The organism is Rhodococcus sp. WB9 (assembly GCF_007558985.1).
Classification (GTDB): Bacteria; Actinomycetota; Actinomycetes; order Mycobacteriales; family Mycobacteriaceae; genus Rhodococcus_F; species Rhodococcus_F opacus.
Genome location: NZ_CP041769.1, coordinates 2,049,575 through 2,062,057 on the forward strand (window position 1 = coordinate 2,049,575; position 12,483 = coordinate 2,062,057).

Genomic DNA, 12,483 nt, shown 5'->3' on the forward strand with positions numbered 1-12,483 from the left:
GAATGACCGAAAGGTGACGTGTGAGGCGCGTCACTGTGGCACCCATCCTGACCTACGCCCGCCACTATTTCAATAGCAATAGGCGAGAATCATTGCGGAATCAGTTGTCGAGGTAAGAATTGGAAACCGAATCGGTTGCCCCTTGCTGGCCTGCCTTGTCAGCGCGCGACCGTTCCGAGGTGCAGTGACACCGAGCGGACCGGGCTGATCCTGGCCTCGTCACCGGACTTGACGGCGTGAACGGTGCCGAACTCGACGGTCTCGTCGGGGAAGGTGCCCGCGAAGGCGTAGGCGTAGTAAGTCCCCGCGACCGCATCTCCCGGCACCGTGTAGGCGATGGCCTCCTCGAGGACCTCGCCGGGTTGCAGGTCGACGTCGATCGGCCCGAAGAAGGGGTCGCTTGTCCGGCCGTCCGGGGAGACTGCGCTGACCCACACCTGCCCCGCGTAGGGACGATCGTCGGGTGCCTCGACGAGCATGGTGGTGTCGACGGTGCCGCCGCCCGCAGGCAGCGTGGTGTCGGAATCGGCACGCAGCGTGACCCGCACCGGCAGATCCGTGTCGGGGTTGGCGGGTCCGGTCGACGCGGGCGAACCGTCGCCGACCTCGGGCCACCCGTTGGCCCACACGATCCGGTCGATCATTCCCTCGCGTCGCCGAGCGCCGCTCGGCAGATCCCGGTTGTCGCGTGGAATGGCGTGGTACACGATCCAATCCGCGCCCGCGTCGTCGGACACCACCGTGTTGTGGCCCGGGCCCGCCCACGGTTCGCTGCCCGCGAGGATGAGGGCGCCGCCGCCGTCGTTCAGGTCCTGACCCTTGCGGTCGAGGTATGGCCCGGTCAGCGATTCCGACCGGCCGACGAGGACGCGGTAGGCGGTGTCGGCGCCGTTGCAGCAGTTGCCGGCGGAGAGGAACAGGTAGTAGTAGCCGTCGTGGAATTCGACGTAGGGGCCCTCGAAGCGTTCGTCCGCGACCCGTACGGGTTCGCCGGCCGCCGCGGTCCCGTCCGCGCTGAGCGGGATGGCGTGGACGCCCTGGAAGTTGCCGACGAACATCGTCTTCGTCGTGCCGTCGTCCCATACGAACGGGTCGATGGTGCCGCCGACGCCGACGTCGTGGGCGCAGAACACCGGGCGGCCCAGATCGGTCCACGGTCCGGTGGGCCGGTCGGCGGTGGCGAGACCGATGCACGGGTTCGACTCGTCGTAGAGCGAGTAGTACAGGCTGTACTGGCCATCGGATTCGAGCACGTTCGGTGCCCACGCAAGCTTGCCGTCCGGGTGCCACGCGGGCCGGTCGGGGAAGACGTCGCCGAGGTACATCCAGTCCATGAGGTCGGCGGACTTGAAGATCGACATGTTGTGCATGCCCTGGCCGTCGCCCCAGTCGTCGGCGGTCGTGTACATGTAGAACATGCCGTCGGAAGCGCGGACGACGCTCGGGTCCGCGGCCACCGGTTGCACGATCGCGTCGGCCGTCGCCGACGGGGCAGGCGCGACCATCAGGACGAGAAGCGTCAGCGTCGTCACGATCCACCCGCGCCGCGGACGGTGTCGGGTGCCGGACTTGCGCAGCGCAGCATCGTCAGTGTCCACGTCACTCCCAACCTCGCCCGCCCGGAATCCGCAAATCTATAAGGGTGAGGTCGAGGTTAAGGGTGGAACCGGCTCACAGCGCCGGACTGCAACCGAACCGTGTTCTGCCGGCGGTGACCGTTGTCAGGTCGTGGGGTCGAGCAGGACGAGAGGGATCTCGCGGTCCGTTTTCTTCTGATAGCCGGCGTATCCCTTGTAGGCGGCCGTCACTTGCGGCCACAGCCGGGCCCGCTCCTCGGGGGTGGCCGTGTGGGCGCGCATCGACCGCGCGGGCCCGCCCTGCAGCGAGAGTATGACCACCGGGTTGGCCTGCAGGTTGAGGTACCACGCGGGGTGGCGGTCGTCGCCACCCCGCGAGGCCACCACCACGAGGGTGTCGCCTTCGCGCACCGGCACGGTCAGCATCACGCGGTGCACCTGCCCGGTCTTGCGGCCGACGGTCGTCAACTCCACCGCCGGCATCTTGCCGAAGCTCTTCCCGACCCGCCCACCCGTAATGCGCAGTACGGCACGGTGCAGGGCATTCATGAACTTGAGTGACCGGTCCGAAGGCATGGTGTCAGCGTAACGAGGTCGGCGTCCGCACGAGCAGGCTAACGCGATGGCCGCGGTCAAGTTCGGGCTGGACTCCGGATACCAGCCGCCCCGACTCGGCGAGCACATCCCGGCAGGTCCCACGTCGGGCTTTGACGGATGCTTAGGGGCTCTAATCATGAATGACAGCGACGCCGAGGGGGAGGAGGATCGAGTCGAGACCGATCAGTCTCATTGTCACGTACTGGTGATTCTGCTTCGGAGTTTCCCAGGAAAGAGATTTGCCATGTTCGTTAAACCCTCTGCCTACGCCGGCGTCATATGGGCGTCGGTTGGCTGTGCGCCGTCGGCCCCGCGGCAGCTGAGACAATCCCACAGCCGAGTCCAGTCATTCTCAGTTTCGTCGAGTTCAACTGCCCTGGTCCTGGTGGAGCGTTCAGTGGCGTCGAATATGTCCAGGACCCTAACGACTCCAACGCCTTCTACGTGTGCAGCGGCGGGCTGCCGCAACAACATCTGAGATGCCCAGACGACACGGTGTTGAACATGAGCACGACCCCGCCGACATGTGATCAGTGGCGGGCGCCCTACGGGAACTAGCTGATGGCTGATGCGCAGGGTCGGCACGCATTAGCTGAGCGGCCGATGTTGATGGCCGAACGGTTGGTGGGAAATCATCCGGTCGAACCAGCGCGGTAGGCTCAGGCCGCGAAAGGATTGTTGTCGGCGAACACGACATGTCAGCCTTTATCGATGCCGTCGACGTCGTGCTCAACCGGGGTGTACTCCACCATCGAGGCGGCGTTGCCAGTATTGCTGGAGCACGGTGACGGCGGTGCCATCGTAATCACGAGCTCGACAGTCGGGCTCAACGCGCTGTGTCCGACCTTAAGTCTCTGAAGCCATGGAATTGCCGGCTATCACGCCGCGAAGCACGGAATCGTTGGTTTGATGCGGTATTACGCGACCTCCTGACCACCCCCGGATCATTCGTCAGACAGGAGCGAGAAGTCATACCGAACATGGTGACCGTGGTTCCGCTGAACGCGACCACGAAGACGGTAACGGGCCTACAAGGAGTCCGCGGTGCGGGGCCGGGGGACGAGTTCGAACCAGGCGCTGAACCCGCCCTGTAGGTGCGGATCCGGATAACTGAGGGCGAGGCCCTGCTGGTCGAAGGTGTCGAACCATTCCGTCCAGGCGATGTGTTCGAGACTCGAGTCAACTCCGTGCAAGTCTATGCGGAGCACGTCGCAGGCAGTGGTGTGAGGGACCCGGGCGGGGGTGCCGTGATGGGTTCGGATCCACTGACGGATTTCCTCGTGGTCGGTGGTGAGATGCGTGTGTGTGGTCATGAGATCGATCCTGCTGTGTCGCTACGTGGGTTCATTGCTGCTCGATCGCACAGCGTGTGTTCGTCGGGACGATCGACACCACTGCGGCCGGGTTCAACCACGGCCCGCCGCGATCCCCGACGTCGTCGCAGTCCCGCTGCCGTGGCGGTTCCGGTTTCATGCCGGTGGCGGCCGGCACCGTCGGCGGCGTTCGCCCCGCCGCGGCGTTTCCCGGGTCCCAGGGGTGGGTGGTCCGGATGTAGGCATTGAAGTCCTCGATCCGACGTCGCAGGTTCAGCTCGGTGTGGCCGATGGCTTGGGCGGCGAAGGGTTCGAGGAGACGGCCGAGGGTTCTTCCGGTCAGTCCGCTCGGGGGTTGGTAGCTGAAGTCCACGGTTAGTCGGGTCTCGCAGATGCCGGTGGCGGTGAAGCGCCAGATCGAGGTGTTCCTGAAGCCGTCGATCGAGTCGAGGGCGATCAGGCGGTTTCCTTCCCAGGCGGTGACCGTGAGGATCGAGTGAATGGTTTTGAAGCCGACCTGCATGGCGGCGTCGAAGGTGGCGCCGAGGCCGTGGTCGAGGGTGCCCGTGGGATCGAATCGCGAGATGCCGAACGCCCAGCTGGGGACGTTGCGGTAGTTGCCGATGAAGTCGAATGCGACGTCGATCGGCACAGTGGCGACCGCGCTGTGGTGAGTGTGCATCATCTGTCTGCCTTTCGGTGTGGTTGCACCGAAAGGCGGGGCTCGCGACACGACGCGCGGATCGATTGTTCGATCATTCGGTCGTCTGCTGAAACGCCTCGTCCGGGCCCAGCACCATGGGGAGTGTGGTCTGCCGGATCGGCACATCCAAAATCAGCGACCAGTTCGCCACTTGGCGTGGGACCGTCTGAAGCGGGCGAACTTGCCACCACTAAACATACTCAAGGTATGATATAAGGGCAATAAAATACTCGTGGGTTTTCTCCCTAGCGGGGACAGGCGCCAGTCGCGAAAGGAGTGTTCCCGTCGAGTTGATCACAGTGACAGGAACGGGATGATGTCGACGATTTCGAGCACCGGGTTGGTGGAGTCGGCGTCCGAGTGGTGCACCGAGGCGGAGATTCAGGTGCAGGCGCCGGTCGTGGCGAGCGGGCGAAACCTGACGCGGAGCGTCTTGTTCATCGGTAACCCGTCCACCGTCACCGAGGTGACGCACTGGGCCGCGGTGCGGCATTGGACGGTGGAGCAGGGGCTGAAACCGGTCCGCGACTTCTCCGGCGACGTGCTGTGCGCGATCGTCACCGAGGCCGTTGCCCACGGGACGTGTTCCGGTTCGGACGCGGCGGTCGTGCAGCGGGTGCATGCCCGCGGTGTGGATTGTATTCAGGTCTGCGACATCGAGCCGTGGGGGACTGCTTGGTCGTCCGGGGTGCTTGCGCCTACGTCGGCTCCGTGACCACTCGCTGGGCGGCGGGCCAGAATTCGAGTCCGTCGGTCAATTCGACACGGTCCCATGGGTCCGCTGCCGGAGTCGTGTGAGCCACCCTCGTGGATGGTTACCTGAAGGAGGGGGATGGCCACTGCGGAGGTAGCCATTGTGAGTGCAGACCGAGCGAACCGGCCCGCGCGCCCGGCCGACGGCTTCGTCGACGCGCATTGCGAGGTGCGGTCGAGCACCGCGGACCGGGCGGCGGAGGTGGACCGGTGGTGCGGCGTTCACGAACTCGTGTGACCGGTCCGAAGGCATGGTTTCAGCGCGACGACGTCGGCGCCCGCACGAGGCTCGGTGCGGGCGCCTGTGCCGAATTACGGCCGGTCGTGGACGAGTTCGCTCGGGCCGATTCCCGCCTCGCCGGCGATTCCGGCGAGTTCCGCGCCCACCGATTCCCGTGGTTCGTCTGCCGTGGCCTTCTTCTGCGGTCCGGTGAGCAGTGAGGCGATGCCGCCGATCACGCACGCGGTGATGGCGAAGGCGAATGCCATGGCCAGACCGTCGGCGAACGGTCCCGAGATCAGTTGCGGGAAGAAGTCGAGGCCGGTGAGGTGCGCCTGTTGCTGCTCGGTGAGCGAGGTCAGTTGCGGTCCGAGCAGTTCCTGAATCGGGTTGGCACCGAGGAACGCCGCGAACAACACGGCGACGGTGGGCAGGTTCGCGATCTGGGTGGCCTGCGCCGCGGAAACCCCGTTTGCCATCAGTCCGTCGCTCATCGCCGACGGCAGGTGGGTGCTGAGGCCTGCGATCATCAGGCTGAAGAAGAAACCGATCGACAGCACCATTGCCGCGTTCTGGAACGTCGTCATCATGCCCGCGCCGACGCCGCGCGCGTTGGCGGGCAGGCTGTTCATCACCTCGGCGCGGTTCGGGGCGGAGAACATGCCCATGCCGATGCCGTTGATCAACAGCGTCACGGCGAATGCCCAGTAGTGGAAGTTCACTGGCAGCGCGATCAGCATTCCGAACGTGGCCGCGGTGATGAACATGCCGGTGCTGGTGAACCACTTGGTGCCGAATCTGTCGGAGATCACCCCGGCCACCGGTGCCGACAGCAGGAATCCGACGGTCATCGGCAGCATGTAGATGCCGGCCCACAGCGGGGTGCGGCTGTAGCCGAAGCCGTGCTGCGGCAGCCAGATGCCCTGGAGCCAGATGATCAGGATGAACTGCAGACCGCCGCGGCCCAGCGACGCCACCAGGTTGGCGATGTTGCCCCACGTGAACGACTTGATCTGGAACAGATGCAGGTTGAACAGGGGATTCGCGACCCTCGTCTCGATGACGCAGAACGCTGCGAGGACGGCGAGGCCGCCGACGAGGCACCAGAGCACCAGCGGGCTGCCCCAGCCCATCGACGAGGAGCCGTACGGCTGGATGCCGTAGGTGATGCCGACCAGCACGGCGATCAGTCCGACGGCGAAGGTGATGTTGCCCCACCAGTCGATGTCGGCGTGCTGGCGGACGCCGGTGTCGCGGAGTTTCAGGTAGGCCCAGATCGTGCCGACCACGCCGAACGGCACCGACACGAGGAAGATCAGATTCCAGTGGATCGACGCGAGGATGCCACCGATGAGCAGGCCGAGGAACGACCCGGCGATTGCGGCGACACCGTTGATGCCGAGCGCGAGGCCGCGCTGATCGGCGGGGAAGGCGTCGGTGAGGATCGCCGACGAGTTCGCCATCAGGAACGCCCCGCCGACGCCCTGCACGACCCGCCACCCGATGAGCCACAGTGCCGCCTCGGAGCCGTCGAACCACGTCACGGCCAGGAAGATCGAGGCGATCGTGAACACGGCGAAGCCCATGTTGTACATCCGGGCTCGCCCGTACATGTCGCCGAGGCGTCCGAAGCTCACCACCAGGACTGCGGTGACCACGAGGAACCCCATCATCATCCACAGCAGGTAGCTGGTGTTGCCGGGTTCGAGTGGGTTGAGGTGGATGCCTTTGAAGATGTCGGGGAGCGCGATCAGCACGATCGACGAGTTGATCGTCGCCACCAACATGCCGAGGGTGGTGTTCGACAACGCAATCCACTTGTAGTGGGGGCCGAGTTCGTCGAGTGTCCGGTTGTCGTCACCGATCGGGACGGAAGGTTCCTTCGTGTGGGAGACCACGGGATTTCACCTCTCGATTTTCATAGTTTTCAAAAGTAAGTAATCGAAAGCAAAGTGTTCTGTTGTCGCGTGTTCTGTGTGGTGGGGCGTTCCGCCGACCGTGGCATCCCTCGATCGGATATGTCCGGTATGTCGCTGTCGCTCAATCGGTTCCGTCGAGACGGTCGATCAGGGTTGTGATGATACGACGTCTCGATCCACCCCGCACCCCAGGCGCTGTGGCCCGATCAGGGGACAGCCGAATCATCCCATTCCAGGCCCGATCGGGGGACAGTCCGGGCGCCCGATACGCGACAGGATGACTCTCATGCGAGTCGGACGCAGGAACAGGACGAGGTAGATGTCGACGATAGCGAGCACCACGTTGGCCGAGGTGGCGTCCGAGTGGTGCACCGAGGCAGAGATTCAGGTGCAGCCGTCGGCTGTCGCGGGCGGGCGGAATGTCACGCGCAGCGTGCTGTTCATCGGTAACCCGTCCACTGTCACCGAGGTGACGCACTGGGCCGCCGTGCGGCACTGGACGGTGGAACAGGGACTGAAACCCGTACGCGAACTCCAGGCTGATGTGCTGTACGCGATTGTCACCGAGGCCGTTGCCGACGGCACCTGCGCGTCGGCGGACGCGGCGGTCGTGCAGCGTGTGCGCGCCCGTGGCCTGGACTGCATCCCCGTCTACGACATCGAGCCGTGGGGGACGGCCCGGCTATCCGGTGCGCTGCCCCCTACGTCGGCTCCGTGAGCGCGCGTTGGGCCGCGGGCCAGAATTCGAAACCTGCGGTCATCAGTCCGCCGAGCCCGATGATGATCACCGCGGCGTCGACGCTGGTCCGCCCCTCCTTCGCCCAGTAGACGTCTTCCAGATCCAGCAGCAACGCCAACTCGTCGACGATGAGCGCGGTGCCGACGCCGTACGAGATGGGCACCGTCGGATGGCGGCGCTGCTTCTCGGAGCCTCGAACCGCCACGGTTCCGACCCCGGCCAGCGCCGCGATGCCGAGGTTGTAATGGTGGAAATGACGGCCGTGCAGACTCAACCCGCCCCCGGCCGGCCCGTGCCCACGCCTGATCCAGTGCGTCAACGCCCGCACTCCCGCGAACGTCAGCGTGAACGCGGCCCACGACACCACCGCCGACTGCTCACTCGGGTCGAGCTTCCTCCGCCACGCAGCACGCAGACGGCGCAAGCGACTGCGGTGGGGCTCGGTCGCCGTGTCCTGGGTCGTCACGCCGTCAAGCGTGCCACTCGTTCGCGTACTTCGTATGTCGTTCCGAGACTTCTTCGGTGGGGTTACCCGAAGGTCGCGGCTGCCACGAAATCATTGACTCGAACAAACGTTCGAAGTAAGATTCGAACATGGGACTCGGGGGAGATATCCAGGGGGTGTTGTCGGACGAGATTCTGGCGACCGCGGTCGGCGATGCGTGGCGTCTGGCCGAGGCGGAGTTGCTCGAATCGGTCGTTCGTATCTCGGAGGAGATTCAGCGACTCGAAGCCTTGCGTGTCAAGCTCGTCGGGGCCGTCGACCACCGCTGCAAGGTCGACGTGCTGGGGTTTCCGAACGCCAAGATGTGGCTGGCTTCCAAGACGTTGCTCGAGGTGGGCGCGGCGGGGCGAATCGTGCTGTTGGGCCGAGGTTTGCGTCTCCAGCCGGAGATCGCGGACGAGTATTTCGGCACAAATATTTCGGCGGAGCACGCAGCGCTGATCATGAAGTTCTGCGAGAGGCCACCCAAGGGCATGCCACTCGAAGCGATGGATGAGTGCCGAAACGCGTTGCTGTTCGCCGCAACCGGTCCCACCGCGAACACGGACGCGGTGCGCGCCGTGATCGCCAGGTTGGAACGCGCCTTCGAGTCCGACGATCCGCCGCCCAGTGAAGACACCGACCTCAACGAGTTCCACGCATCCAAGACACTCAACGGCCGTGTCGCCGTCAAGGGCGACCTGGATGCCGTGACCGGTGAGATGCTGCTCTCGGCGCTCTCCGGACTGTCCAAGCCGCGGCCCGCGCAGGACGGAACCAAGGACCCCCGCACTCCCGGGCAGCGGCGGGCCGATGGGTTCACCGAACTCCTGCGCCGCTATCTCGACTCCGGGGTCGCCGGCGAAGAAGGCGGCGAACGACCGCACGTCTCCGTCCACGTGAACGTCAAGGATCTCGCCGACCACACCGACTGCAGTGCACGAGCACAGCAGGATGCCGCCGCCTCGCCGGACGACTCGCTCTTCGCCGTCGAGGGGGTGGCGTGGACCGAGTGGATGGGGCCACTGAGTCTCAGGGCAGCCCGGCTCCTCAGCTGCGATTCGATCTACACGCCGATCGTGCTCGACGACAACGGGGCGCCACTCGACCTCGGCCTCTCCACCCGGACAGTCACGAAGAGGCAGCGAAAAGCGTTGGTGGCGAGGGATCGAGGATGCGCATTCCCCGGGTGTGGTGCGCCGCCGTCCTGGTGCGAAGGTCACCACATCGTTCACTGGTCCGCAGGCGGGCCGTCCGACATGGGTAACCTGGTGCTGCTCTGCGGCTTCCACCACCGGCTGCTGCACCGCAGCGACTGGGAGATAGAGATGGGAGCCGACCGGCACCCCACGTTCATCCCACCGGGGCAGGTCGACTGGGAGCGAAAGCCGCTACCGGCGCACAACCAGGCCCGGCCCCGAGCCTCCTGACCCGGGGCACCATGCCGACTCGGCAACAGGATGATTCCTGTTGCCGAGTCGGCATGTCGTGGTGCCAGGAGTCCGGTCGGTGTCACCGAACCGTCGTGCCCATCGCCTGCGCAAGACCGTTGCGATCGGCGACGTCGAGCTTTATGCACGCACGGTAGATATGCCCCTCGACCGTCCGCACCGAGACGAACAACCGATCGGCGATCTGGCGGTTCGACAATCCGGCCGCAACCATCGACCCCACTTCCCGTTCACGACTCGTGAGGGGGAGCGGATGGGCCGCCTCCACCAGCGCGGGGGACGACATGTGGTCGCATCGGGCCGACAGGGCTTCGGCCGCTGCAGCGCACTCGATCGAACGCCGCTTGTCTCCGGCATGCGTAAACGCGATCGCCGCTCGAGCGTAGGCATCGGCGGCATCCGGCAAGGCGCCGATTCTCTCGAACTCGGCTGCCGCCGAGGCCGCACCGCATCCGTTTCCTGCCGCGACTGCCGCCGCATGCCGGGCAACGATGTCGACGAGTTGGCCGTCGCAGATCTCGGCCAACTCGGCGAGACGCGTGGCGGTAGTCGTGTCGCCGAACCGGGTGGCAAGGTGAAGCGCGACCGCCTCGATGCCGAATTGTCCTGACTGACAAGCGCACTCTGCTGCCGACCGCGACAGGTCGACGGCCCGCGAGGTTTCACCTCGTGCTGCGGCGAGCCACGCCTGCGACATCATGAGTTGGGGCCCGAACACGGCCACGTGCCGGCCGTTCCGGGCCTGTGCTGCGGTGATGATGCCGACCGCCTCGTGAATGCGGCCGAGTTCCGCATACGCCTGACCGAGCGCGATGTAGGCGGGAAAACTCCATGATATGGCGTCGGCCGTATCGCCGACGTTGAGGGCGGCGATCGCCTGCTCGAGGCGACCCGCGGCGTCGGTGAACCGGCCGCGGACAAGTTCCACCGTCCCGACCAGGATGTTCGCAAGCCCCCACGCAACGTATCGGCCGCTGGACGCCAACGAGAGGTATTCCTCGGCTCGGTGTTGCGCCGCGGCGAACTGTCCGGTGAGGGTCAACGCCAGGATCTCGCCGTGTGCGGCGGGGAACCGCAGCAACCCGTCGATCTGATCGGCCACCGCCGCGCTGCGTGCCGCCAGTTCCGGCACTTGGCCGCCGCGTCCCATGAGTGCCAGGGACAACCCGCCACCGAAGTACGCCCACTCGATCGCCCATGGCAGCACTCGGTCGGCGGCCAGAATCGCCTTCGCCGCCGCTGCTGCTTCCTCGGGCCGATTCTCGAACACCGCGCACACCGAGCCGATGCCCTCGATGATCGGCACGAGACTGGGATGCGTGACCTTCTCCCGGAGAACCGCGAGCACTTCGTCGGCCTTCTCCGACTCGCCGCTCGCCCAGAACAGGTTGGCGATCCGCGACGTACCCCAGCGCACCAGCTGCACCTGGTCCAGGCTGTCGGGCGAAAAGGACAGCAGCAACGATTCCGCCTCGGTGGCGTGCCCCTGCCACAACAGCGCTCGTGCCAGGAGGTCGGCTGCCTCGAAGCCGCCGGTCTGGTCGAGTGCCGCGCGCGCAAGCCTTTCCCCCAGTGGCACATTCGCCAGACCGATTGCGTCCTCGGCAGCGTTGATTAGCAGTTCGGGTTCGACGGACCGGTCGCTGTCGAGGGCCAGCTCGGCCAGGCGAATCCGGTTCGAGGATCCGACCACGGCGCGGCTGCTCAGGGCCTCCACGAGCTGTCCGCGGAGCCTCCGGCCTGCCGCGCGCCCCACCCGTCGTCGGATCACCTCGCCGAACAGTGGATGCGTGTAGCGGACGTCGAGCCGGTGTCCGTCCTCGACGATTCTGACGAGGCCGCGTCGCTCGGCCTCCTCCACCGCATCCTCACCTGCCAGCTGACCGAGGATGTCGAGATCGAGCGGTTCGCAGAACGTGAGGAGCTGCAGCGCCTGCAGCACGTCGTGGGGAATCTGATCGATCCGGTGCTCCAGCAGGGACGCGAGTTCGGACGTGATGGCGGCACGGCCCCGCAACTGCCAGACACCACCCGAGCGTCGCAGCGTCCCCGCTTCGAGGGCACCCTCGACCAGATGCCGGACGAACAACGCGTTCCCGCCGGACGCCTCCCAGATCGTGTCCGCGCTCAGCCCCTCGAGGGGGCCGTCCAGCACGGACTCGATCAACTCGATGCTCTGGTCCCGGCTGAACGGCGACAGTTCGAGCCGCAAGAGGTGCCCGTCCTTCCACAACGACGTGATCGCGTCGGGCACGGTCTCGCCGTTGCGAACGGTGGCGACGATGTGCACCGCCCTGTCGAGGGCAAGCTGATGAAGGAACGTCGCCGACAGCTGATCGAGGAGGTGCGCGTCGTCCACTCCGATCACCACGTCGCGACTGTGGCCGTCGTCGAGGAGCGCCTGCCGTGCCGCAGACAGGAAGGCAACCGGATCTCGGGAGGTGGACGCACCGACCAGATGGGCGAACACGCCCAGCGGGATGCTCCGCGCCGATTCGGTGCCCGCCACCCACTTCACCTCACGCGGCAACGACTCGGTGGCGAACCGCGCGAGGGTGGTTTTGCCGACGCCAGGATCGCCCGTGAGGACCACACCGCATCCCCCGGACCGAGCCGTGAGCGACGCGGTGATCGCGTCGAACTCGACTTGCCGCTGAATCAGAGGCCACGTCGGACCCATACCGATGAGTCTAGTTTTCTTGCGGCACAGGTGACAGCACTGCGGCG

At 65.8% G+C, this 12,483-nt stretch carries 11 protein-coding genes; 4 read left to right on the forward strand and 7 right to left on the reverse strand.

The annotated features are described in order from the left end of the window. Nucleotides 1-158: 158 nt before the first annotated feature. The 4 genes from FND50_RS09510 to FND50_RS09525 all read right to left on the reverse strand — a co-directional run bounded on the left by FND50_RS09510 (nt 159) and on the right by FND50_RS09525 (nt 4,172). Nucleotides 159-1,598 (reverse strand): family 43 glycosylhydrolase, encoded by a 1,440-nt coding sequence (locus FND50_RS09510; RefSeq protein WP_144285571.1) that lies wholly within the window; start codon nt 1,596-1,598, stop codon nt 159-161. Nucleotides 1,599-1,721: 123 nt separating this feature from the next. Then, nucleotides 1,722-2,153 (reverse strand): nitroreductase family deazaflavin-dependent oxidoreductase, encoded by a 432-nt coding sequence (locus FND50_RS09515; protein WP_144285572.1) that lies wholly within the window; start codon nt 2,151-2,153, stop codon nt 1,722-1,724. 1,049 nt (nt 2,154-3,202) lie between these two features. Then, nucleotides 3,203-3,487 carry a hypothetical protein gene (locus tag FND50_RS09520; RefSeq protein ID WP_144285573.1) on the reverse strand — a complete coding sequence of 95 codons (285 nt, stop codon included), beginning with the start codon at nt 3,485-3,487 and terminating at the stop codon, nt 3,203-3,205. A 31-nt stretch (nt 3,488-3,518) separates the two neighbouring features. Beyond that, entirely contained in the window at nt 3,519-4,172 is a 654-nt protein-coding gene (locus tag FND50_RS09525) for an SRPBCC family protein (RefSeq protein WP_144285574.1), read from the reverse strand. 334 nt (nt 4,173-4,506) lie between these two features. On the opposite strand from FND50_RS09525, the gene FND50_RS09530 reads away from it, so the two are divergent. Beyond that, on the forward strand, nt 4,507-4,905 hold the full coding sequence (locus FND50_RS09530) for a hypothetical protein (RefSeq protein ID WP_144289018.1): 399 nt from the start codon (nt 4,507-4,509) through the stop codon (nt 4,903-4,905). Between the two features lie 141 nt (nt 4,906-5,046). Next, entirely contained in the window at nt 5,047-5,181 is a 135-nt protein-coding gene (locus FND50_RS36720) for a hypothetical protein (protein ID WP_260850951.1), read from the forward strand. 74 nt (nt 5,182-5,255) lie between these two features. On the opposite strand, the gene FND50_RS09535 is transcribed toward FND50_RS36720, so the two are convergent. Next, complete coding sequence (locus FND50_RS09535; protein WP_144285575.1) at nt 5,256-7,061, reverse strand: MFS transporter; 1,806 nt, start codon at nt 7,059-7,061, stop codon at nt 5,256-5,258. Between the two features lie 340 nt (nt 7,062-7,401). On the opposite strand from FND50_RS09535, the gene FND50_RS09540 reads away from it, so the two are divergent. Then, nucleotides 7,402-7,800: a hypothetical protein gene (locus FND50_RS09540; RefSeq protein ID WP_144285576.1), complete on the forward strand. Its 399-nt coding sequence runs from the start codon at nt 7,402-7,404 to the stop codon at nt 7,798-7,800. Here the strand turns inward: FND50_RS09540 and FND50_RS09545 are convergent. Beyond that, the gene (locus FND50_RS09545; RefSeq protein WP_144285577.1) at nt 7,784-8,287 is read right to left on the reverse strand and encodes a hypothetical protein; all 504 of its coding nucleotides are present in this window, start codon (nt 8,285-8,287) and stop codon (nt 7,784-7,786) included. The two genes, FND50_RS09540 and FND50_RS09545, sit on opposite strands and share 17 nt — an antisense overlap. Nucleotides 8,288-8,415: 128 nt before the next feature. On the opposite strand from FND50_RS09545, the gene FND50_RS09550 reads away from it, so the two are divergent. After that, on the forward strand, nt 8,416-9,735 hold the full coding sequence (locus tag FND50_RS09550; protein WP_144285578.1) for an HNH endonuclease signature motif containing protein: 1,320 nt from the start codon (nt 8,416-8,418) through the stop codon (nt 9,733-9,735). An 82-nt stretch (nt 9,736-9,817) separates the two neighbouring features. On the opposite strand, the gene FND50_RS09555 is transcribed toward FND50_RS09550, so the two are convergent. Next, nucleotides 9,818-12,436 carry a LuxR family transcriptional regulator gene (locus FND50_RS09555; RefSeq protein WP_144285579.1) on the reverse strand — a complete coding sequence of 873 codons (2,619 nt, stop codon included), beginning with the start codon at nt 12,434-12,436 and terminating at the stop codon, nt 9,818-9,820. Nucleotides 12,437-12,483 lie beyond the last annotated feature (47 nt).

Bases quoted from the DNA above. Each gene is read 5' to 3' on its own strand.
- FND50_RS09515 (WP_144285572.1), bottom strand. From the start codon at position 2,153: ATGCCTTCGGACCGGTCACTCAAGTTCATGAATGCCCTGCACCGTGCC.
- FND50_RS09520 (WP_144285573.1), bottom strand. From the start codon at position 3,487: ATGACCACACACACGCATCTCACCACCGACCACGAGGAAATCCGTCAG.
- FND50_RS09525 (WP_144285574.1), bottom strand. From the start codon at position 4,172: ATGATGCACACTCACCACAGCGCGGTCGCCACTGTGCCGATCGACGTC.
- FND50_RS09530 (WP_144289018.1), top strand. From the start codon at position 4,507: ATGTCGACGATTTCGAGCACCGGGTTGGTGGAGTCGGCGTCCGAGTGG.
- FND50_RS09540 (WP_144285576.1), top strand. From the start codon at position 7,402: ATGTCGACGATAGCGAGCACCACGTTGGCCGAGGTGGCGTCCGAGTGG.
- FND50_RS09550 (WP_144285578.1), top strand. From the start codon at position 8,416: ATGGGACTCGGGGGAGATATCCAGGGGGTGTTGTCGGACGAGATTCTG.
- FND50_RS09555 (WP_144285579.1), bottom strand. From the start codon at position 12,436: ATGGGTCCGACGTGGCCTCTGATTCAGCGGCAAGTCGAGTTCGACGCG.